We start from the raw sequence: 21550 nt of genomic DNA, 5'->3' as shown, positions 1-21550 counted from the left end.
TTCAGTCTTGATGAACTTAACAGAAAATTAACAGATTTCTTTTGAGACAGCCGGAAGCTGGCTGTCAGCCCAGGAGAGGAGAGATTGTAAATCAGAGCTGTCCGGATGTGAGAGAGCGCTGTCGAAATTCTGGATCAGAGCAGAAAGGCGGGCCCGTTCTTCGTCGGATCCGGCAGCGCCAAGAAGGCTTTCATATCTGGAACGAACGGAGGAGGGCATTCTGCCCTGGCACATGAAGCCAGAAAGAAACTGGCTGTCAGAGGGAATAACAGCGCTGACACGGCTGAGAATCTGAGAAAAATAAGATTCGCTCTGCCCGAAGCCGGCAGTACCGAAGAGGAGAATCTGCTTTCCATGAAGTGTGGAAAGAAGGTTCAGAGTATCTGTGTCGCAGCTTCCCTTGTCAGTCCAGAAGCCAACGAAGACAACCTGGGGCAGGCTGTCCACAGTCTGGGAAGGGGCTTTGCTAAGAGCTTCCTCCGTTGAAATCAGAGTGCCCTCCAGATGGTCAGAGAGGGCTTTTGCCAGAAGACCGGTATTTCCGGTGCTGCTGCTGTAAAAAACCGGATATTTCATGTCACTTTCTCCTTTGATCGTCATAGATACAGTGTGTGCCCTGGCGGGATTTCAATCCTCCCAGGCATTTTTTATTGCAGCGGATGCAGCGGAAGATAGAGTCTGTGCACCCTGAGGCTGCTTTTTGGGGCCACTCCGGATCGGCCAGAAGCTGACGGCTCATGGCGGCATAGTCGATACGGCCGGAAGCCAGCTGCTTTTCAATGAAGTCCGGATTGGAAAGACCGCCTACGCCGCAGACGGGGCGTGCGGTATATTTTTTGACTTTGTCAGCAAACGGCAGGAAACATCCTTCCTTTCCAAAATAGGGGTGATTAGCCGGGGGGATTGTATCGCTCAGGCTGGAATGGTTGGCCAGAGTGACGTGGAAGCAGTTGATCCCTGCATGTTCAAGAAGGGGGATTAACTGCTCAAGCTCTGCTTCTGTAACACCGGCATTGCCGTAATGTGGGTGTTCCATGCGGACGGCCAGTTTAAATTCCAGAGGCAGTTCGGGACAGCAGGAGCGCACTGCACAGATCGTATCCAGGGCGAAGCGGGCCCTGTTTTTCAGAGAGCCGCCGTACCGGTCATTCCGCTCATTAAACAGTGGGCTGAGAAAGCTGCCGCACATCCGGTCGCCGTGGATCTGCACCATGTCAAAGCCGGCCTGCTCCAGTCTGGCTGCGCTTTTTCCAAAGCCCTCTGCGATGAAACGAATCCGATCTGCAGACATCTGGGTGATAAACGGCCGGACACGGCTGTGTATAAAACGGCGCATCTCATCCATGGAGATGAGGCCAGCTTTCAGATTCGGTATGAGGCCGGACACGGCAGACGTGTCTGTGTCAGACATATGGAGCTGGGCACAGGCAGCCGCCCCGTGGCGGTGAATCTTTTCTGCCAGCTTCTGGTAAAAGAAAAAACCGTCCTCCGTCAGAGGGGAAGGAGCCCCGAAGGAAGGCGGCTCATTTAACGCCGGGACATCCCCGATTACCAGCATAGCTGCCCCGCCGGCCGCGATCCGTTCCATGGAGGACAGATACGCCTCTCCTGCAAATCCCATGGTAGTCGGGGCAAATATAATTCTGTTTTTCAGTGTAACACTCCCGATGGAGAGAGGGGAAAACATAGTTTCGTACATAAAACTCCTCCTGACTCTGAAGTATTCTTTCCGCAAACTTCCTGATGTTTCCGGAAGACGGACCGAATTCTGTCTCTGTCCTGTATCTGCCCGTCCGAGGCTGTCTGGACCAGCTGAAAAGAGGAGGCCGAAAACCGATGTTTTTGACCCCTCTCTCTATCGCAAAAGATGCAGTGCCACATGGGCTGAAGACTTGCCGTCTGCCGGAGAGTCAATTGTGCCGGCTATGCGCCGATCAGAGCCTCTACCTTTGCCTCTACCTCCTCCAGCTGCTCCCTGGAAGGAACATACTGGATGCGGATCTTGTCCATGCAGATGTTAAAGCCGCATTTAACCAGCTCTTCCTCAACCTGTCCGACACTCTGTCCTCCCCATCCATAGGAGCCGAAGGCAAAGGCCTCGCGGTTTTTCGGGGAAAGTCCCTTGAGGTAGCAGAGGAAGGCTGCCACGTTCGGCATCATATTGTTGTTAAGAGTCGGAGAGCCGACAGCGATGTATTTGCAGTCCAGCACAAACGGGATGATATTGGAAATGTGCTCTGTCTTCAGATCAACCAGCTTAACCGGAACGCCCTTGCATGAGAAGCCCTCGGCGATGGCCCTGGCGATAGACTCGGTGGAATTCCACATACTGTCAAAGACCACAAGAGCTCCTGTCTCAGGGGCTTTTGTGCTCCATTTCTCGTAGGCATCCAGAATCTCTGACACATGGCTTCTCCAGATTACGCCGTGTCCCGGAATGATCATCTCAGGATTTAACTCCTTTACAATCTTCCATGCGCCGGCTGCCTGAGAGCCGTAGCACATAACGATGTTCGCATAATATTTTTTAGCCTCAAACAGAGTGATGGCCAGATCGGTCTCGTCGTCAAAGCGGCAGCTTGTGCAGTAGTGCTGGCCAAAGGCGTCATTGGAGAAGAGGGCCCTCTCCTCCGGGCAGTAGACAACCATGTTGTCCGGCCAGTGGAGCATAGGGGTGGAGACGAAGGACAGCGTTCTCTTTCCGATGCTCAGAGAATCTCCGCTCTTTACCGGCTGGTAGCTGTAATCGCCGTAATGGGCAGTCAGCCCCTTGATTCCGTTAGGAGAGCTTGTGACAATGGTTGCATTTGGGCATACCTTTAAAAGCTTTGGCAGTGCACCGGAGTGATCCATCTCCACATGGTTGGAGATAATATAGTCAATTTTGGCCGGATCAACCACATCGCTGATCCGCTCCAGCATTTCTGCGGCGAATGGGGCTTTCACTGTATCGATTAAGGTTATTTTTTCATCCATAATGAGATAGGCATTATAGGTGGCTCCCCGGTCCGTGGTATAGCCGTGGAAATTCCTCACATGCCAGTCTAGGGCACCCACCCAGTAAATGCCTTCTTTTATCTGAACTGCTTTCATGGTTTCTTCCTCCTGTCATATATTTATCAATGATTCTACAGTGTACTATAATTTTCTCCTAATTGCAACCGCACAGACTGCCAAATTGAAGGAGGGAAAGAGGGAATTCTTTCATTTTTATGACGATTTTTTAAAGATTGGAAAAAGGCCATGGCGGCAGACTGCGATTTCTGGTAAGATGATAAGAAAACCAAGGGTTTGGGAGGAAGAGAAGAAAAGAGATGATCAAAATGAGCGGGCTTGACAGGCTGAAGAAGAGGGCGAGAGACCGAAAAGCAGAACGGGAGTCCAGAGAGCTGATTTTTTCCACCGGGGGCAGGGAGGCAGGCAGACAGAGGGAGCGCCAGTGGGAGATGAATGTGTATGCCAGGTATCTGAAGGCAGGCGCGCGCTCCGGGACAGAGCTTGAAGAGTACCTTATCAGGACCTGCCACGCCAGGAAGCTTCCGGAGGATTCCAGAAGGTGCAGCAGGATGCGCGACAGCATGAAGACGGAGCTGATAGACAGGGATGCCCCCTGGCTTCTTCCCAGGCCGGCCAGATACCCCTCTGACAGAAACGATGCCGAAAAGCTGAAGCGGTATTTTGACTATATGGCGCGTCGGGAGGAGAAGGCCAGAGAAATTTCCCATGAGGAATTTCCTGCAGAGTTTTCCTTCTATGAGATAGGCATCCGTGTATCGGAGACGCCGTCCCGGGCAAGACGGCTGTACACAGCCCTGAAAAACCGCTGGACCGGCCAGAGCAGCCAGCCGGAGGGGAGGAAGACAGGGGCAGTCATACGGGTGGGAATCGAGAAAAAGCGCCAGGCAGTCCGGGCGGAGGCCTCAGGGGAGAGGCCGGCTCTCGACAAAGCAGGGAAAATGCTCTGGGAGATCTTTTCCTATTACGGGGTATCTGAGAAGGATATCCGTGAGAGGAGCGGACGGTTCAGAAATCTGTACCGCCTGAGCCGTCTGTACGGCCGGACCGGCCCTGAATGGGGAGTCGGGACGAAAAAAGCCGCAGGCCAGGGGGAAAGGCCGGAGCAGAAACAGGACGGCCAGTGGGAATAGGAACAGACAGGAGAAAGAGGATAAGAAGTACCAGACAAGAGGTATCAGACAAGAAAGGCAGAACCTGACCGGGAACAGGATGATTCCCGGCCAGGTTCTGCCTTTTTCTGCCATACGCGCAGCCCTGAAAGACATCAGGGGTTGACAGAACTGTAACTACTGTATATAATGTTGATGTACAGTAAAACGAAAAATCAAGCAGGTGAAATATCTGATGAGAGATAAGAGAGGGGTGGTGGGAAAGTGAATATTATTATCAGCAATTCCGGAGAGATTCCCATCTATGATCAGATTGCCAGGCAGATAAAAAATGCGGTCATTGCAGGGGAGCTTCAGCCGGGAGAGGCGCTGCCGTCACTGCGTTTTCTGGCGAAGGAGCTGAGAGTCAGCGTTATTTCCACAAAGAGGGCGTATGAGGAGCTGGAACGGGAGGGCTATATCACCTCTGTTCCGGGAAAGGGGAGCTTTGTGGCGAAACTGAATCGGGAGCTGCTGCGGGAGGAACAGTTCCGCAAGGTGGAATCCTATCTTGGCTGCGCAGTGGAAGCGGCGAGGATGGCGGGCATTACCTGCGAAGAGATGGAGGAATTAGTCAGAACGCTTTATGAAGAGTAGAAAGGGGCTGTAATCATGAGGGAAAGTCAGTGGCTGCACAAAAACAGAGCAGACGTGGGGGCTGCCGCAGAACCCGCAGGGGAGGATAAAAGCTGGGCACTGGAATTTCGGGACGTCACAAAGCGCTACAGAGATTTCTGCCTTGGGCCGATTAATCTTGCGCTGCCTTCGGGCTGTATCATCGGGCTGGCAGGGGAGAACGGAGCGGGAAAGACCACGCTGATTAAAACGGCACTGGGAATGGTGAGCACGGAAAGCGGAGAGCTCCGCTGTCTGGGACGGGATATCAGGAAAGAGGGACGTGAGATCCGCCGGAGGACAGGAGCTGTATTTGGGGAAATTGAGCTTCCCGGCACCTTTACGGCAAAAAACGCTGCGAAGCTCTGGGAAAAAATATATGAGGATTTCGACCGGGAGCGCTTTGGCGAGCTCTCCGCTCAGCTTCGGATTCCTCAGGAAAAAAAGCTTCAGTCTTATTCGGCCGGAACCAAGGTAAAGCTGGCCATAGCAGGGGCCCTGTCTCACCGGGCCTCCCTGCTTCTGCTGGATGAGCCGTTAAATGGCCTTGACCCCGTATCAAGAGAGGAGGTTCTGGAGCTTATCAGGGAATTTGCCGCAGATGAGGAACACACGGTACTCATATCCAGCCATATTTTGACAGATCTGGACAAAATCTCAGATTATCTCGTCATGTTGTCGGATGGAAAAGTGGTTCTCTATGAGGAAAAGGATGCCCTGCTGGAACGGTATGCGGCGGTAAAGGGTTCGTGGGAAGATATTTCCTCCCTGGAGCAGAAGAAAGTCCGCCTTCTGGGAACTCGCAGAGGCAGCTTCGGCACCTGGGCCCTGTTAGACAGGGAGAGCGTAAAGGGCAGAGAAGGACTTTTGGGAGAGAGTGTCGTCACAGAGCCGGCCAGTCTGGAGGAGATTGTGGTCTGTCTGATGAAGGAAGAAGAGGGGAGAGAAAGGGGGAACAGGGATGAGGGGACTGCTCTATAAAGAATACTGTATTTTTACGGCCCAGATTAAAACACGGCTTGCGCTGCTCCTGTTTTTTATTGTTTTCAGCCTGTTTACAAGGGATATCGGGCCCCTGCTGGGAGGGCTCTGCGCTTCTGTTATGATTCATACCTTTATGCCGTTTACAGTTGAGCGGATGAGCAGAAGCGACAGATATACAGGAACTTTTCCGGTGATGCGAAAAGAGATTGCGGCAGCCAGATACGTCTGCCTGCTGAGTTGGGACGCTGCCGCTGCCTTTGTCTTTGGAGGGACGGCTCTGGTTCTGAGCCGGCTGTTTGGAGAGGATCTGGCAGAAGCCGGTCTTTCACTTGCCGCTGTCTTCGATGTGGCGCTCCTGATGCAGGTGATTCTTCTTCCGGCTATCTACGGCCTTGGGGAAAACAGAGCCCGCTTCGCCATGGTTGCTGCTGCGGCAGTGATTGCCTTCGGAGGCACCTATGCGGTGTCCCGGGGGTATCTGAGCCTGACAGAAAGCGGAGTGTTAAAAATCACTGCCTTTTGCTTTATCCTTTCTGTGGCAGCAGTATTTCCTTCCTATCTTCTGTCGGCAGCAATTCTGGAGAAGAAGGATTTTTAAGATTTTGAATTTTTAAGATTTTAAATATAGAAGAAAGAGAGGCAGGCACTGCCGGGCTGATTGGCCGGTGGTGCCTGCCTCTTTTGACGTGCCGGGAGGATAACGGAAGGTGAAGGATTAAGGCGGAAGTCTTTGGAAAATAATTTTTTGAAAATCTATTGACATTCCTATAAAAATATCTTACTATAAACACATGAACAATCATTCATATGTTTGAATGAATCCCAGAGCAAAGGAAAAGCATTTACAGGAAAAGGGAAAAGAAAGGCAGAAAGAGCCGGGCTTTTCACAGAGAATCCGGAAAGGAGAGGACGGGATGGCATTGAACGATATCGAGTGCTGTGATTTCTACCAGGTGCACGATGATGTGGTGCAGGCCGTAAGGGACAAGATGCCGCAGGAGGATGAGCTTTACGATCTGGCCGAGATTTTCAAGGTGTTTGGAGATTCTACGAGAATCAAGATTCTTTACGTTTTGTTTGAGGCGGAGATGTGCGTCTGTGACATTGCCCAGCTTCTGAATATGACCCAGTCGGCAATCTCACATCAGCTCAGGATACTGAAGCAGTCCAGGCTGGTGAAAAGCCGCCGGGACGGGAAGGCAGTGTTTTACTCCCTGGCAGACAGTCATGTGAGAAGCATCATTAACCAGGGAATTGAGCATATTGAGGAATAGAGAGAAAAACCGTATGTCCGGCCCCGAAGAAGGGCTGAGAAAATAAAAGAACAGCAGAAGGATGGAGGAATCTGATATGAAGAAAAAATTTAAACTGACGGATCTGGACTGTGCAAACTGTGCTGCAAAGATGGAAGCGGCGATCAAGAAAATCGAGGGGGTTTCCGATGCAAGCGTCAGCTTTCTGATGCAGAAAATGACCATTGAGGCAGATGAGGAGCGCTTCGACGCGATTATGAAAGAGGTCGTAGAGGTGTGCAGGAAGGTGGAGCCGGACTGCATCATCAACATGTAGCAGAGGGCGTAAGGGGACTGAGCGGTCCCAGCCCCTCTTCAGGGCATTCCTGTGGGAGGTAAAAAGGTTGAGCAGCTGCAGGGATACAGTATTTTGAGAAAGACGGAGGCGTTATGACAAAGAAGCATAAAGTGATGCTGGCAAGGATTATCGCAGCATTTATTATCTATATACCACTGTTTGCAGCCGCCCATATGGGTGTGACGGAGGGCATGAGCCGGCCGGTTCAGTTTGCGGTGTTTCTCGTCCCGTATCTGGTGATTGGCTGGGATATTGTATACAAGGCTTTCCGGGGCATTGCAAATGGACAGGTGTTTGATGAAAACTTCCTGATGACACTGGCCACTTTCGGAGCCTTTGGAGTGAGAGAGTATTCAGAGGCGGTAGCTGTAATGCTGTTCTACCAGGTAGGCGAGCTTTTCCAGAGCTATGCGGTGAACCGTTCCAGACAGTCCATCACAGAGCTTATGGACATCTGCCCTGAGTATGCCAACATTGAGCGGGACGGAACGCTTGAACAGGTGGATCCGGATGAGGTGGAAGTAGGAGACATCATTGTGATCAAGGCAGGCGAGAGAATCCCCTTAGACGGCCGTGTGGTTTCCGGTGAATCCATGGTAGATACCTCGGCTCTGACAGGAGAATCCGTTCCCCGCAGAGTGAGCGAGGGCTCTGAGATCATAAGCGGCTGTGTCAACGGCAGCGGGCTTCTCCGCGTAGAGGTCACAAAGGAATTCGACGACTCCACAGTGGCCAGGATTCTGGAGCTGGTGGAAAATGCCAGCAGCAAAAAAGCCAAGGTGGAGAACTTCATCACACGTTTTGCCAGATATTATACTCCCATAGTAGTGATCGCGGCCGTGCTTCTCGCAGTCGTGCCTCCTGTCCTCCTGGGAGAAGACTTTGGGGAATGGATTCAGAGAGCCTGCATCTTCCTCGTTATCTCCTGTCCCTGTGCCCTTGTTATCTCTGTGCCTCTTGGCTTCTTCGGAGGAATCGGTGCTGCATCGAGAAACGGAGTGCTTGTAAAGGGAAGCAATTATCTGGAAGCGCTGGCGCAGATGGATACGATTGTATTTGACAAGACGGGAACACTCACCAAGGGAGAGTTTAAGGTGACGGAGGTTCTCCCGGCGGGAATAGAGGAGAAGGAGCTGCTGAGGCTGGCAGCTCTGGCTGAATCCTATTCCACCCACCCGATCGCGGCATCGATCCGGGAGGCCTATGAGGCATCCAGCCAGGCGAAACTGGATACCTCTGCCCTCGGTCAGAGTGAGGAAATTTCCGGACACGGCATCAAGACAGAAATAGAAGGATCCACAGTCCTTGCGGGCAATGGAAAGCTGATGGAACAGATGGGAATTCCCTATGAAAGCTGTGACAGCATAGGAACAGTAGTCTATGTGGCCAGGGACGGTGTATTTGCAGGAACCATCGTGATCTCTGACACTATCAAGGAACATTCCGCCCAGGCTGTGGCTGCTCTGAAGAAGGCAGGAGTCAGAAGGACAGTTATGCTTACAGGAGACAGAAAAGCTGTAGGCGAGGCTGTGGCTGAAAAGCTGGGGCTCGACGAGGTCTGCACAGAGCTTCTTCCGGCCGATAAGGTGGAGAAGGTAGAGGAACTGCTGAAATCAGAGGGCGAGGGCAGGAAGCTGGCCTTTGTGGGAGATGGAATCAACGATGCTCCCGTTCTCACCAGGGCAGACATTGGAATTGCCATGGGCAGCATGGGTTCTGACGCAGCGATTGAGGCTGCCGACATTGTTCTGATGGACGATGACCCGGCCCGCATCGCGCTGACAGTTCGGATAGCAAGGAAGACCCTGGCGATTGTAAAGCAGAACATTGTGTTTGCTCTGGCAGTGAAGGCTCTGGTTCTGGCTCTGGGCGCCTTCGGAATGGCGAATATGTGGGAGGCAGTATTTGCCGATGTGGGAGTCTCGGTTATCGCCATACTAAATGCCATGAGGGCCCTTAAAATCAAGTAAAAAGCAGAGCAGAAAATCTGTCTCTGAATAAGACTGCGCGGACAATGGACGGCAGGGTGTAAAGACACCTTTTCATCTGCCTTCCATTGTCCGCGCTTTTATGGTAGACTGGACAGAGAGCAGAATGCCGAAAAACGGCAGGTTAAGGAAACGGCTGAGAAGAGATGATGCGAGCCGTTCGATCCTTCCCGGAGCGGATGAAAGCGGGGAAAAGCAGCGGGGATAAAGCGGCCGGAATAAAACAGCCGGGACAAAGCAGCCGGGACAAAACAGCCAGGGCAAAGCAACCGGGACAAAGCGGCCGGAATAAAACAGCCGGGACAAAACAGCCAGGGCAAAGCAACCGGGACAAAACAGCTGGGATAAAACAGCCGTGATAAACCAGACAGGATAAAACAGATATGGCAGGAGGACTGGGATGAGGGACAGGGAACATACATCCTGCAGGGATGAAAAAGAAGAGACACAGAAAAAAACGGGCGGGGAGCTGAGCCAGCCGGACGGCAGAGGAGAGAAGGCGGATCAAGGAGAAGAGAATTTTTCTGCAGATTTTGTGATCTGGTGTACCAGCTGCGGAAGGCCTCTTCCGGAAGAATCTGTGTACTGTGAGTTCTGCGGAGAGAAAATAGAAAGGGAGCTGGAGGAGGAAACTAAGGACGCTGCAGATGAACCTGAAGGCAAAAAGACAGGAAAATTATTTCTGAATGCAGCTGAAAAAAAGAAACTGGCCGTTTTCCTGACTGCTGCCGCCTGCGGAGTAATTCTTCTCCTGATTGCCCCGGGAAAGGAGACAGAAGGGAGTCAAAGCTTTTCCGGATACATAAAGGATAACAGCCTGTTTGCCATCGACGGGGATGGAGCGGCAGAGGAGCTGACAGACTACTATCTGTCAGACTGGAAGCGGAGGGAAGAGACGCGGCTTCCCTATGACAATTCCTGCGCTCCCGTTATCACGGCAGACGGGACACAGATCTGGTATCCGGAAAAAATAGGGGACAGCTCCTTCACTCTGATGCATTATAATAAGAAGAAGCAGGAAAAGATAGACAGCGGTGTGGTATCCTTCCAGGCGGCGGGAAGCACAGCGGTATATGAAAAAAACAATACAGGTTTGTATGTCAGCCGCGGCGAAGGGAGAGATAAGCTGTCGGCAGGCGTGGCCTTCTACCAGCTCTCAGAAGATGGAAGCTCTGTTATCTGGGAGGAGGAAAATACAGATGGAACAAGGGAGCTGTTTTACAGACAGCTGGACGGAGGAGACGCAGAGAATGTGCGCTTAGAGAGGGAAGATACCCTGCTTGACGTATCCGGTGATTTAAGCTCCATCCTATACGAGAAGGATGGAGATGTGTGGCTGCTCCTCGGAGGAAAGGAGAAGGAACGGCTTGTGCAGAATACTTCACAGCTCTTTCTGCCGGAAGCAGAGAGCAAAACCCTGTTTTTTACCAGGGAGGAAGGCGAAGGAGAGAGCCTGTATTTTCTGGACGAAAATGGAGAGGAGAATCTGCTTGACCGGGAATTTTTGTTTCTGATTCACGGGGAGGATGGACTTCTCACCTACAAGGCCGTTTCGGACAGCGGGGAAGAAGTGAGAATTGCGACACAATATGGCAGTGCAGCTGTAGACTGCGGGCAGGAAACCCCGATTGCCGAAGAAAGAGGGTACGCCTGGTATACAGCAGAGCCGGAGCCGGGAGTGCCGCTGTCGCTGTACCGGGTATCCCTTGAACCGGACAGCTTTGGGAGAACAGAGGAGATAGTGCAGGCAGTGGAGGCCTGGTGCGGCCTGCTGGGGGAAACGCCCCTTTATCTGAGGGATGGAAGCGAAGAAGCAGGAGATCTCTACCTGGGAGAAGAGAGAGCGGCCTATGATGTAAAGATGGATTCTGTGACGCTGGACAGCGCGCAGACAAAGGCATACTGCATTGCCCAGTATGACGCTGAGGCCCGGAGCGGAGTTTTGCTGGAGGTGACAGAAGGGGGAACCAGGCAGATAGGAGAGGATGTTTCCGGATACGGGTATACGTCAGACGGACAGATTTTCTATTTTACTGATTACGAGCCTCAGAGGGGGCGGGCTGCGCTGAACCTGTATGACAGAGAAAGCCAAAAAACAGAGCAGATAGATACGGATGTCTGGGCCTATTACGCAGAGTCGGCGGACGGCCGGGAGAGAGGAGCTGTGCGGCAGACGGAGATCCGCTAGGACATCCGGCAGAAAAACAGCAAGGCAGCTAATAAAGGTGATAAAACACATTCTGCCGTCAGGCAGAGGACAGAGGAAAATCTGAAAGACACTGAAAAAAAGCGGAAAAGACAGGAAAAGATACGGGAAAGAGGGAAGAAGGGATACCAATGGCAGAGGATACGATCAAGAGAGTGAAACTGGAACTTGGGAAAAAGGCGGCGGCAGTGAACCGGAAGGCAGCTCTCATCCTGGAGCTCAGCCGCCTGCGCCTGGAAGCCGGAAATCTGAGGGGAGAGATCGCCCAGACAGAGAGAGAAAAGGAAGCGCTGGTTGCCCAGGCTGCCATGGAGGCCTATGAGAAGTGGAAGGCAGGAGAGGAATTTCTGGAGGAGCTTGAGGAAGCTTTTTTCCAGGCCAGGGAGCTGGAAGAGGAAAATCAGGAGAGGGAAAAGGACATTGTCTGTCTGGAAAAGACATCCAGAGAGCTGCGTGCTCTGAAGAATAATGAGGAGCTTTGCGGGGAAGAGGAGCCGGAAAAAGAGACAGAAAAGGAGCCGGAACAGGAGTCAGAAAAAGAGCCGGAACAGAAGCCAGAAAAGGAACAGGAAAAAGAAGCAGGGACAAAAAAAGAGTCAGAGGAGGAAGAGGGAAAAAAGGCAGAGAAAAAACAAACAGAGAAACAGGAAGCCCGCTTTTTCTGTCCCCGGTGCGGGGCAGTCTATGCAAAAAAAGTAAATTTCTGCCGTAGGTGCGGTACCCCCATATCCTCCGAAGACTGCCGGGACAGTCGGGAACCGGACATCCAGGCTTCGGGCAGTCAGAATCGGGACAGTCAGGGGCAGGACATCCAGGCTTCGGGCAGTCAGAGCCAGGGCAGCCAGGCATCAGGCAGTCAGAATCCGGGGCAGCCGGGTCCAGAGCATCCAGAACCAGAGCATCCATAACCAGGACAGCCCGGCGCGGAGCAGTCAGAACCAGAAAAGCCCGGCGCAGAGCGCTCCGGATTAGCCGGTGTTTAAAAGAAAAGAAAGCAGACGAACAGTAAGGAAAAGGAGCAGAAGCCTCCCCCTGAGACGACCTGCCGAAAGTCAGATTCCAGACCGAAATCTGACCTGCGGAAGGCCGCTCAGGAAGCGGCTCTGCTCCTTTATTTGTGGCTGTTTTGGTATAACATAAAAGCCAGATAAAAACAGAAGGCTTAACGCTTATTGCTCTTCTTCCAGATGTGCATCTTCTCAGCATCGGCGATGAGCTGATCCCGGAAGTCAGGGTGAGCTACGGAGATAATGGCCTCACACTTCTGCCAGGTGGTAAGTCCCTTTAAATTGACCTTTCCAAACTCTGTTACCAGATAGTGGATGTTGGCTCTCGTGTCAGTGACGATGGAGCCCGGATTTAAGGTCGGCACAATTCTGGACTGAAGGCTGCCGTCCTTGCCCTTGAAGGTGGAGGAGCAGCAGATGAAGCTCTTTCCGCCCTTGGAGAGGTAAGCTCCCAGCACGAAGTCCAGCTGGCCGCCGGCTCCGCTGATGTGCTTGATTCCTGCAGACTCTGCATTTACCTGTCCGAACAGATCCACGTCAACTGCATTGTTGATGGACATGAAGTTGTCCAGGGCGGAGATGGAGCGGATGTCGTTTGTGTAGTCCACAGGCGCGCTCATACACTCCGGATTGTTGTGCAGGTAGTCGTAGAGCTTCTTTGTTCCGGCTCCGAAGGCATATACCTGGCGTCCCTTGTCAATAGCCTTGTGGGCGCCTGTGATCTTTCCGGCCTTTGCAATATCTACGAACGCGTCTACGTACATCTCCGTGTGAACGCCCAGATCCTTTAAGTCAGACTTGGCAATCAGGGAGCCTACTGCATTCGGCATTCCTCCGATTCCCAGCTGCAAGCATGCCCCGTCAGGAATTTCCTCCACAATGAGCTTTGCAACAGCCTCGTCCACCTCGGAGGCAGCTGCGCCGCCGCCCATCTCTCCGATGGCAGGGTTGTCCCCCTCGATGATCATGTCTACATCAGAGATATGTACGCAGTTCTCGAAGCCGCCCAGGCAGACCGGCATGTTTTCATTCACTTCCACAATCACAACCTTGGCTTTCTCGCATACAGCGGCCATGTGGGAGGCGTTGGGGCCGAAATTAAAGAAGCCGTGCTCATCCATGGGAGCAACCTGAAATACAGCTACATCGAGAGGAGTGGAGGACTCTCTGTAGTATCTGGGAAGCTCAGAGTAACGGATAGGAGCATAGTAGGCAAAGCCCTGGGCAATGGCCTTTCGCTCGATTCCGCTCATATGCCAGGAGTTCCATGTAAAGTGCTCTGCCGGATTCTCAATCTTGAAAACCTCCGGCACCCACATGAGGATACCGCCGCGTAAGCTTACATCGTGAAGCTCCGGCATTCTCCTGGCAAGAGCCCCATCGAAGGCAACCGTCGTGCCGGTAGTCCAGCCATAGTCCACCCAGTCTCCGGATTTAACGACAGCGGCGGCCTGGTCTGCGGACACAAGTTTCTGATCATACATGTTCTTATAATCCATATTGTTCACCTGTTCCTTTTATTTTTATATTTAGTTTTGTTAATAGTTTATCATTACCCGCTGGCAAGGTCAATAAGATTACTTATGAAATGCAGGTAAAATAAGTTAATAAATTATAAATTGATAATTATTTATCAATTTTTCGTTGACAGTTTTGCCAAGCGGTGGTACTATAGAATTACTATCATTTATGCAAATATCTTATCTTACAGGCTAATCATGACAAGGAGGAAACAGATTATGTCAAAGAAAGTCGTAATAGCAGGTGCATGCCGTACTGCCATTGGCTCTATGGGCGGACAGTTAAGCACAGTTCCGGCGGCAGAGATGGGCGCAGTTGTTATTAAGGAAGCTCTCAAGAGAGCAGGAGTTGCTCCGGAGCAGGTTGATCACGTTTACATGGGCTGTGTAATCCAGGCCGGCCTTGGACAGAACGTGGCACGCCAGGCATCCATCAAGGCAGGACTTCCGATCGAGGTTCCGGCAGTTACGCTGAATGTTGTTTGCGGCTCCGGTCTTCAGTGCGTAAATGCAGCTGCTGAGATGATTATCGCAGGCGACGCTGACATTGTTGTAGCAGGCGGAACAGAGAATATGTCCGCTGCTCCATATGCCCTCAAGAATGCGCGTTACGGATACCGCATGGGCAACGCTCCGATGATTGATACCATGGTAAATGACGCTCTCTGGGATGCTTTCAACAACTACCACATGGGAATCACAGCAGAGAACATCTGCGACGAGTGGGGCATCACAAGAGAAGAGCTGGATGAGTTCTCCGTTGCAAGCCAGGCAAAGGCATGCGCAGCGAGAGAGTCCGGAAGATTCAAAGACGAGATCGTGCCGATCGAGGTTAAGAAGAAAAAAGAAACCGTTATCGTTGACACAGACGAGGGTCCGCGTCCAGGCACAACCATGGAAGGCCTTGCAAAGCTGCGCCCGGCATTTAAGCCAGACGGCGGCCGCGTGACAGCAGGAAATGCATCCTCCATCAACGACGGTGCGGCAGCAGTTGTCGTTATGAGCGAGGAGAAGGCAAAAGAGCTCGGCATTAAGCCGATGGCTACATGGGTTGCAGGAGCCCTTGGCGGTGTAGACCCGCGCATCATGGGTATCGGCCCGGTAGCTGCCACAAAGAAGGTTCTGGCAAAGACAGGCCTTACAGTAAACGACTTTGATTTAATCGAGGCCAACGAGGCATTCGCTGCACAGTCTATCGCAGTAGCCCGTGAGCTTGGTTTCAACAAAGAGAACCTGAACGTAAACGGCGGAGCCATCGCTCTCGGCCATCCGGTAGGAGCTTCCGGCTGCCGTATCCTGGTTACACTGCTCCACGAGATGCAGAAACGCGATGCAAAGAAGGGACTTGCAACCCTGTGTATCGGCGGCGGAATGGGCTGCGCAACCATCGTCGAGAGAGAATAAAAAACAGCTGAGCACATAGTGCGAAGCTGTTTGCTACTCGAACGAAGCGAAGCGGAGTTTGGGTTTCCCGTCCGTTTTTATGAAACGAGGAACGAGTGGAATAAAAAACAGCTGAGCACATAGTGCGAAGCTGTTTGCTACCCGAACGAAGCGAAGCGGAGTTTGGGTTTCCCGTCCGTTTTTATGAAACGAGGAACGAGTGAAATAAAAAACAGCTGAGCACATAGTGCGAAGCATAAAATTAAATAAAGCAGCAGTCAGCGGCCGGCAGATGCAAAAGGCAGCGCCTTTTGCTCTCCGGCTGCAAAAAAGCCTAAGGAGATGAACGGCATGGGTTATGTAGATTACGAACAGGAAGGATTTGTTGGTATTGTAACTATCAACAGGCCCAAGGCATTAAACGCTCTGAATGAGGAAGTGCTTAAGGATCTGGAAGCTGCGTTCGATTCCATTGATCAGAACACAGTGAGAGCGGTGATCCTCACAGGCGCAGGGGAGAAATCTTTTGTGGCGGGAGCCGATATTGCGGCTATGAGCACGATGACAAAGGAGCAGGGAGAGGCCTTCGGAAAATATGGAAATGATATTTTCCGCAAAATCGAAACATTCCCGATTCCGGTAATTGCGGCAGTGAACGGGTTCGCCCTCGGAGGCGGAAATGAACTTGCCATGAGCTGCGACGTCAGAATCTGTTCTGAAAACGCAGTGTTTGGACAGCCGGAAGTGGGACTGGGAATCACTCCAGGCTTTGGTGGAACTCAGAGGCTTGCCCGCCTCATCGGTGTGGGAAAGGCCAAGGAAATGCTCTACACAGCCAGAAATATCAAGGCTGACGAGGCATACCGTCTGGGCTTTGTCAACGCAGTCTATCCGCAGGAGGAACTGATGCCGGCAGCCAAGAAGATGGCAGGCATCATCGCCGCAAACGCCCCGATTGCTGTGCGAAACAGCAAGAAGGCAGCAAACGACGGACTGCAGACAGATATGGATCAGGCGATTGTCATCGAGGAAAAGCTGTTCGGCGCCTGCTTTGAGACAGAGGATCAGAAAGAGGGCATGGCAGCCTTCCTTGAAAAGAGAAAAGAGAAACAGTTTAAAAACCGTTAATCTTTATGGTACATAATGTTCACGACGGTACTGTTAAGACTGAGTCCGCCGCTTGTTGTTTTAAATCAGAGGAGGAGATAACAATGAAAATTGGTGTTATCGGAGCCGGAACCATGGGTTCTGGAATCGCACAGGCATTTGCACAGACAGAGGGCTACGAAGTAGTTTTATGTGATATTAACGAAGAGTTTGCCGCAAACGGAAAGAAAAAGATTGCCAAAGGATTTGAGAAGAGAATCGCTAAGGGCAAGATGACACAGGAGGATGCAGATAAGATCCTTGCCAAGATCACCACAGGCGTTAAGGATATCTGCGGCGACTGCGATCTGGTTGTGGAGGCTGCCATTGAGAACATGGAGATCAAGAAACAGACCTTCAAGGAGTTAGATGCTATCTGCAAGCCAGACTGCATTTTTGCCACAAATACTTCTTCCCTTTCCATCACAGAAGTTGGATCAGGCGCAAGACCGGTTGTAGGCATGCACTTCTTCAACCCGGCTCCTGTTATGAAGTTAGTAGAGGTCATTGCAGGACTCAACACACCGAAGGAGATGGTTGACAAGGTAATCGAAATCTCCAAGGCTATCGGAAAGACTCCGGTACAGGTTGAGGAGGGCGCAGGCTTCGTTGTAAACAGAATCCTGATCCCGATGATCAACGAGGCTGTCGGCATCTACGCTGACGGAATCGCATCTGTAGAGGGAATCGACACAGCCATGAAGTTAGGCGCAAACCATCCGATGGGACCGTTAGCTCTGGGCGATCTGATTGGCCTGGATGTCTGCCTTGCCATCATGGAGGTTCTGCAGCACGAGACAGGAGATACAAAGTACCGTCCGCATCCGCTGTTAAGAAAGATGGTTCGTGCCGGCTATTTAGGACAGAAGACAGGAAAAGGATTCTACGATTACAGCAAATAATGGATACCACTTTTTTTGGTTTTCTGTTATAATAGATTTACAACCGCATAAGGGGTCCAGGTCAGGCCCCTTTTTAGCGTGATATAAGAAGATGGAGGATTAGACATGGATTTTACATTAAGTAAAGAGCATGAGATGGCGAGAACATTATTCCATGACTTCGCCGAGAAAGAGGTTAAGCCTTTAGCGCAGGAAGTTGACGAGACAGAGCACTTCCCGACAGAAACAGTTAAGAAGATGCAGAAGCTCGGATTCATGGGCATCCCGGTTCCGAAGGAGTACGGCGGACAGGGCTGCGATCCGCTGTGCTATGCGATGTGCGTGGAGGAGCTCTCCAAAGTTTGCGGTACTACAGGTGTTATCGTATCTGCTCACACATCCCTGTGCTGTGATCCAATCCAGACATACGGTACAGAAGAGCAGAAGCAGAAATACCTGGTTCCCCTTGCAAAGGGCGAGAAGTTAGGTGCTTTCGGTCTTACTGAGCCAGGCGCTGGTACAGATGCTCAGGGCCAGCAGACAAAGGCTGTTTTAGACGGAGACGAGTGGGTATTAAACGGCTCCAAGATCTTCATCACAAACGGTAAAGAGGCTGACATCTATGTGATTATCGCTGTAACAGGCACAAAAGAGGATGCCAGAGGAAGAAAGAAGAAAGAGATCTCCGCATTCATCGTTGAGAAGGGAACACCAGGCTTCACCTTTGGTACAAAGGAGAAGAAGATGGGTATCCGCGGATCTGCTACATATGAGTTAATCTTCACAGACTGCCGCATCCCGAAGGAGAACCTGTTAGGCCAGCAGGGCAAGGGCTTCAACATTGCCATGCACACACTGGACGGCGGACGTATCGGTATCGCAGCTCAGGCTCTTGGTCTTGCAGAGGGCGCTCTTGAGAGAACAATCGAGTACGTAAAAGAGAGAAAGCAGTTCGGACGCGCTCTTGGACAGTTCCAGAATACACAGTTCCAGCTTGCTGATATGGCAACAAAGGTTAAGGCAGCTCAGCTCCTTGTTTACAGAGCAGCTATGGCTAAGGCTACACAGAAGACCTATTCCGTAGAGGCAGCTATGGCTAAGCTGTATGCAGCAGAGGTTGCTATGGAAGTTACAACAAAGGCTGTACAGCTTCACGGCGGATACGGCTACATCAGAGAGTACGATGTAGAGCGTATGATGCGCGATGCAAAGATTACAGAGATCTACGAGGGTACATCTGAGGTTCAGAGAATGGTTATCTCCGGCGCTCTGTTAAAATAGTATCCGTATTCTGCATCTATCCGCAGAAGACCGTTTGCCGCGCCGGTCTGCCGGCCAGGCAATCGTACAGACGGTGGCTCTAAATAAGCTGCAGCCCGTTCGGAGCGGGACAGGCTGTATGACATTAAAAAATAAGGAGTGAAAATACAGTGAAAATTATAGTTTGTATCAAACAGGTTCCAGATACTAAGGGCGGCGTTAAATTCAACCCGGACGGAACTCTCGACAGAGGAGCTATGCTCACAATCATGAACCCAGATGATAAGGCAGGCCTTGAGGCAGCCCTTCGTTTAAAGGATCAGTACGGCGCAGAGGTTACAGTTCTCACCATGGGACTTCCAAAGGCAGAGGAGGTTCTCCGCGAGGCTATGGCTATGGGCGCTGACAAGGGAATCCTGGTTACAGACCGCGTACTGGGCGGTGCCGATACATGGGCTACATCCCAGACAATCGCAGGTGCTATCAGAAACCTTGAGTATGATTTAATTATCACAGGCCGTCAGGCTATCGATGGAGATACAGCTCAGGTAGGTCCTCAGATCTCCGAGCACTTAAATATTCCGGTAATCAGCTACGCTCAGGATATCAAGATCGAGGGCGACAGCGTTATCGTTGAGCGTCAGTACGACGACAGATACCACGTATTAAAGGCTCAGATGCCATGCTTAATCACAGCTCTGGCAGAGTTAAACGAGCCGCGTTACATGACTCCAGGCGGAATCTTCGATGCTTATAAGAAGGAAATCACCGTATGGGGAAGAAATGACCTGAAGGATGTAGAGGACTCCAACTTAGGACTTAAGGGATCCCCGACACAGATCGCAAGAGCTTCCGATAAGGTTAGAAAGGGAGCAGGCGAGCAGGTTACTCTTGATCCGGCAGCAGCAGCTGACTACATTGTTGAGAAGCTGGCAGCAAAACATGTTATCTAATTAAAAATAAGAGAAAAGTGTGGTGAATAAGAATGAACTTAGAAGCATATAAGGGAGTATTCGTCTTTGCACAGCAGGTTGACAATGAGATCAGCGGCATCGCATTTGAGCTGATTGGCAAAGGAAAAGATTTAGCAAAAGATTTAGGAACAGAGGTTACAGCTGTTTTAGTAGGTTCTGACGTGAAGGGCCTTGCAGACGAGCTGGCTGAGTACGGCGCAGATAAGGTTATCGTTGTAGACGATCCGGAGTTAAAGGAGTACAGAACAGAGCCTTACACACACGCACTGGCATCCGTTATCAATGAGTTCAAGCCGGAGATCTTCTTAATCGGCGCTACAGCAATCGGCCGTGACTTAGGACCTCGTGTTTGCGCAAGAATCCATACAGGTCTGACAGCTGACTGTACACAGCTTGAGATTGGCGATTTCCCAATCAACCCAATGCCAGGCAAGGAGCAGAAGCACAACCAGTTATTAATGACTCGTCCTGCATTCGGCGGAAACACAATCGCAACTATCGCCTGCCCGGATTTCCGTCCTCAGATGGCTACAGTACGTCCAGGCGTTATGCAGAAGCTTCCAAAGCAGGCTGGCGTTAAGGCTAATGTAGTAGAGTACAACCCAGGCTTTACTCCAAACAAGAACTATGTTGAGATCCTCGACGTAGTAAAGGCAGTGGCTGATACAGTAGATATCATGGACGCAAAGATCCTGGTATCCGGCGGCCGCGGTGTTGGAAGCCCAGAGAACTTCAAGCTGCTTGACGATCTGGCAGAGGCAATCGGCGGAACAGTAAGCTGCTCCCGTGCCGTTGTAGATGCAGGCTGGAAGCCAAAGGCATTACAGGTAGGTCAGACAGGTAAGACTGTTCGTCCGAACGTTTACTTCGCAATCGGTATCTCCGGTGCTATTCAGCACGTAGCTGGTATGGAGGAGTCTGACATCATCATCGCCATCAACAAGGACGAGACAGCTCCGATCTTCGACGTAGCTGACTACGGCATTGTAGGCGACCTGAACAAGGTAGTTCCGTTATTAACAGAGAAGCTGAAAGCTGCAAAGGCTGCTCAGAACGCTTAATTTGCGGATCAGACAGAACATTTGGCCAGGTATCATTTCAGATACAGCCTGATACATAGAATTAAATAATCGGCCGGGGGACGGTATGGACAGAGGCATCAGGCCTGCTGGACATGCCCTCCCATGCCGGGCGGCGTCCTGCAGAAAACTGTCTGCACAGCATTTGGCACAGCCAGGTCTGCGCAGAATCAGACTCGGACAGGACGTAGTGCTCAGACGGGATAAAAACCCGCTTTCACCGAAAGGCTGTTTCACCTTTTCAGAGAAAGCGGGTTTTTTGTGTGGAAGCCGGCGCGGCGGTGAGATGGCGCGGGCGGTGAGATGGTGCAGGAAGCGAGGCGGCGCAGATGGCGGGATGGTACGGGTAGTGTGTTGGCACGGGGGAAGGAAGGGGAGAAATTAGTTGAGGCTGTAAAATATTCTGTGTCTATGGGAATGAAACCTTCCAGATAAGAATTCGATATGTAGTGGTTTTTGTCGGCTTTTGCAGCCGTATCTTTTGTCGAATTTATCTTTCTGGTTATAGTATTTCCTGCCCGCTTTCTTTTATACATGCTTTTTAAATTTTTACATGCTGATTAGACATTTACAGAAGCCAAAGCCATTTCCCGTACTTCAGGTTTAAAACGGGCTTTCCCGGCTATACTGTAAATGTCTGTATTACAGAGCCGGAACAGCTGCTTATGCCTATAAAACGCTGTCCCGGCTTATATTGCTTTTTCTTCCTTTACAGATACGGTGTAAGACGTTCCGGATACAGAAGAATCAG

The 21550-nt window shown here is 51.3% G+C and carries 19 protein-coding genes; 15 read left to right on the top strand and 4 right to left on the bottom strand.

Annotated elements, in window-relative coordinates; translation table 11 throughout:
- Window positions 1-27: 27 nt before the first annotated feature.
- The 3 genes from bilS to DW757_RS12800 form a co-directional block, all read right to left on the bottom strand.
- Entirely contained in the window at window positions 28-576 is a 549-nt protein-coding gene (bilS, locus tag DW757_RS12810; RefSeq protein WP_021965608.1) for a flavodoxin family protein BilS, read from the bottom strand.
- A gap of 1 nt (window position 577) precedes the next feature.
- A complete protein-coding gene (bilR, locus tag DW757_RS12805) occupies window positions 578-1699 on the bottom strand; it encodes a bilirubin reductase (RefSeq protein ID WP_008399434.1) in 1122 nt (373 codons plus the stop codon).
- A gap of 224 nt (window positions 1700-1923) precedes the next feature.
- A complete protein-coding gene (locus DW757_RS12800; protein ID WP_118751871.1) occupies window positions 1924-3093 on the bottom strand; it encodes an FprA family A-type flavoprotein in 1170 nt (389 codons plus the stop codon).
- 221 nt (window positions 3094-3314) lie between these two features.
- Between DW757_RS12800 and DW757_RS12790 the strand changes: the two genes are divergently transcribed.
- The 9 genes from DW757_RS12790 to DW757_RS12745 all read left to right on the top strand — a co-directional run bounded on the left by DW757_RS12790 (window position 3315) and on the right by DW757_RS12745 (window position 12457).
- Window positions 3315-4148: a hypothetical protein gene (locus DW757_RS12790; RefSeq protein ID WP_087382335.1), complete on the top strand. Its 834-nt coding sequence runs from the start codon at window positions 3315-3317 to the stop codon at window positions 4146-4148.
- Between the two features lie 243 nt (window positions 4149-4391).
- On the top strand, window positions 4392-4763 hold the full coding sequence (locus DW757_RS12785; RefSeq protein WP_008399428.1) for a GntR family transcriptional regulator: 372 nt from the start codon (window positions 4392-4394) through the stop codon (window positions 4761-4763).
- Window positions 4764-4778: 15 nt separating this feature from the next.
- On the top strand, window positions 4779-5762 hold the full coding sequence (locus DW757_RS12780; protein WP_118751869.1) for an ABC transporter ATP-binding protein: 984 nt from the start codon (window positions 4779-4781) through the stop codon (window positions 5760-5762).
- Window positions 5743-6363 (top strand): ABC-2 transporter permease, encoded by a 621-nt coding sequence (locus tag DW757_RS12775; RefSeq protein WP_118751868.1) that lies wholly within the window; start codon window positions 5743-5745, stop codon window positions 6361-6363. Before DW757_RS12780 ends, DW757_RS12775 begins: the two co-directional genes overlap by 20 nt.
- A gap of 316 nt (window positions 6364-6679) precedes the next feature.
- Entirely contained in the window at window positions 6680-7039 is a 360-nt protein-coding gene (locus DW757_RS12770) for a metalloregulator ArsR/SmtB family transcription factor (protein WP_021965613.1), read from the top strand.
- A 76-nt stretch (window positions 7040-7115) separates the two neighbouring features.
- The gene (locus tag DW757_RS12765; RefSeq protein WP_015574739.1) at window positions 7116-7334 is read left to right on the top strand and encodes a cation transporter; all 219 of its coding nucleotides are present in this window, start codon (window positions 7116-7118) and stop codon (window positions 7332-7334) included.
- A 113-nt stretch (window positions 7335-7447) separates the two neighbouring features.
- Window positions 7448-9325: a heavy metal translocating P-type ATPase gene (locus DW757_RS12760; RefSeq protein ID WP_118751867.1), complete on the top strand. Its 1878-nt coding sequence runs from the start codon at window positions 7448-7450 to the stop codon at window positions 9323-9325.
- A gap of 418 nt (window positions 9326-9743) precedes the next feature.
- Complete coding sequence (locus DW757_RS12750) at window positions 9744-11531, top strand: zinc ribbon domain-containing protein (protein ID WP_118751865.1); 1788 nt, start codon at window positions 9744-9746, stop codon at window positions 11529-11531.
- A 149-nt stretch (window positions 11532-11680) separates the two neighbouring features.
- Entirely contained in the window at window positions 11681-12457 is a 777-nt protein-coding gene (locus DW757_RS12745) for a zinc-ribbon domain-containing protein (RefSeq protein WP_243033663.1), read from the top strand.
- A 254-nt stretch (window positions 12458-12711) separates the two neighbouring features.
- Here DW757_RS12745 and DW757_RS12740 read toward each other — a convergent pair whose 3' ends face one another.
- Complete coding sequence (locus DW757_RS12740) at window positions 12712-14055, bottom strand: butyryl-CoA:acetate CoA-transferase (protein ID WP_118751864.1); 1344 nt, start codon at window positions 14053-14055, stop codon at window positions 12712-12714.
- Between the two features lie 240 nt (window positions 14056-14295).
- On the opposite strand from DW757_RS12740, the gene DW757_RS12735 reads away from it, so the two are divergent.
- The 6 genes from DW757_RS12735 (at window position 14296) to DW757_RS12710 (ending at window position 20781) form a co-directional block, all read left to right on the top strand.
- Window positions 14296-15480, top strand: a complete 1185-nt coding sequence (locus DW757_RS12735) for an acetyl-CoA C-acetyltransferase (protein WP_021965618.1) — start codon at window positions 14296-14298, stop codon at window positions 15478-15480.
- 330 nt (window positions 15481-15810) lie between these two features.
- Window positions 15811-16587, top strand: coding sequence for an enoyl-CoA hydratase-related protein (locus DW757_RS12730; protein ID WP_118751863.1), 777 nt, complete (start codon window positions 15811-15813; stop codon window positions 16585-16587).
- A gap of 83 nt (window positions 16588-16670) precedes the next feature.
- Complete coding sequence (locus DW757_RS12725) at window positions 16671-17507, top strand: 3-hydroxybutyryl-CoA dehydrogenase (RefSeq protein WP_015544237.1); 837 nt, start codon at window positions 16671-16673, stop codon at window positions 17505-17507.
- A 105-nt stretch (window positions 17508-17612) separates the two neighbouring features.
- Window positions 17613-18767 carry an acyl-CoA dehydrogenase gene (locus tag DW757_RS12720; protein ID WP_008399409.1) on the top strand — a complete coding sequence of 385 codons (1155 nt, stop codon included), beginning with the start codon at window positions 17613-17615 and terminating at the stop codon, window positions 18765-18767.
- A gap of 149 nt (window positions 18768-18916) precedes the next feature.
- Window positions 18917-19699, top strand: coding sequence for an electron transfer flavoprotein subunit beta/FixA family protein (locus tag DW757_RS12715; protein WP_008399407.1), 783 nt, complete (start codon window positions 18917-18919; stop codon window positions 19697-19699).
- A gap of 32 nt (window positions 19700-19731) precedes the next feature.
- Entirely contained in the window at window positions 19732-20781 is a 1050-nt protein-coding gene (locus tag DW757_RS12710) for an electron transfer flavoprotein subunit alpha/FixB family protein (RefSeq protein WP_008399406.1), read from the top strand.
- Window positions 20782-21550 lie beyond the last annotated feature (769 nt).

Source organism: Clostridium sp. AM29-11AC (assembly GCF_003480545.1).
GTDB lineage: Bacteria > Bacillota > Clostridia > Lachnospirales > Lachnospiraceae > Otoolea > Otoolea saccharolyticum_A.
The sequence above is the reverse complement of the archived record's forward strand: the minus strand, read 5'-3'. Positions and strand labels throughout refer to the sequence as shown.

What these genes read in the sequence shown, in the direction of transcription:
- DW757_RS12770 (WP_021965613.1), top strand. Translation starts at nt 6,680, where the DNA reads ATGGCATTGAACGATATCGAGTGCTGTGATTTCTACCAGGTGCACGAT.
- DW757_RS12710 (WP_008399406.1), top strand. Translation starts at nt 19,732, where the DNA reads ATGAACTTAGAAGCATATAAGGGAGTATTCGTCTTTGCACAGCAGGTT.
- bilS (WP_021965608.1), bottom strand. Translation starts at nt 576, where the DNA reads ATGAAATATCCGGTTTTTTACAGCAGCAGCACCGGAAATACCGGTCTT.
- DW757_RS12800 (WP_118751871.1), bottom strand. Translation starts at nt 3,093, where the DNA reads ATGAAAGCAGTTCAGATAAAAGAAGGCATTTACTGGGTGGGTGCCCTA.
- DW757_RS12730 (WP_118751863.1), top strand. Translation starts at nt 15,811, where the DNA reads ATGGGTTATGTAGATTACGAACAGGAAGGATTTGTTGGTATTGTAACT.
- DW757_RS12725 (WP_015544237.1), top strand. Translation starts at nt 16,671, where the DNA reads ATGAAAATTGGTGTTATCGGAGCCGGAACCATGGGTTCTGGAATCGCA.
- DW757_RS12740 (WP_118751864.1), bottom strand. Translation starts at nt 14,055, where the DNA reads ATGGATTATAAGAACATGTATGATCAGAAACTTGTGTCCGCAGACCAG.
- bilR (WP_008399434.1), bottom strand. Translation starts at nt 1,699, where the DNA reads ATGTACGAAACTATGTTTTCCCCTCTCTCCATCGGGAGTGTTACACTG.
- DW757_RS12750 (WP_118751865.1), top strand. Translation starts at nt 9,744, where the DNA reads ATGAGGGACAGGGAACATACATCCTGCAGGGATGAAAAAGAAGAGACA.
- DW757_RS12760 (WP_118751867.1), top strand. Translation starts at nt 7,448, where the DNA reads ATGACAAAGAAGCATAAAGTGATGCTGGCAAGGATTATCGCAGCATTT.
- DW757_RS12790 (WP_087382335.1), top strand. Translation starts at nt 3,315, where the DNA reads ATGATCAAAATGAGCGGGCTTGACAGGCTGAAGAAGAGGGCGAGAGAC.
- DW757_RS12775 (WP_118751868.1), top strand. Translation starts at nt 5,743, where the DNA reads ATGAGGGGACTGCTCTATAAAGAATACTGTATTTTTACGGCCCAGATT.
- DW757_RS12780 (WP_118751869.1), top strand. Translation starts at nt 4,779, where the DNA reads ATGAGGGAAAGTCAGTGGCTGCACAAAAACAGAGCAGACGTGGGGGCT.
- DW757_RS12745 (WP_243033663.1), top strand. Translation starts at nt 11,681, where the DNA reads ATGGCAGAGGATACGATCAAGAGAGTGAAACTGGAACTTGGGAAAAAG.
- DW757_RS12765 (WP_015574739.1), top strand. Translation starts at nt 7,116, where the DNA reads ATGAAGAAAAAATTTAAACTGACGGATCTGGACTGTGCAAACTGTGCT.
- DW757_RS12735 (WP_021965618.1), top strand. Translation starts at nt 14,296, where the DNA reads ATGTCAAAGAAAGTCGTAATAGCAGGTGCATGCCGTACTGCCATTGGC.
- DW757_RS12720 (WP_008399409.1), top strand. Translation starts at nt 17,613, where the DNA reads ATGGATTTTACATTAAGTAAAGAGCATGAGATGGCGAGAACATTATTC.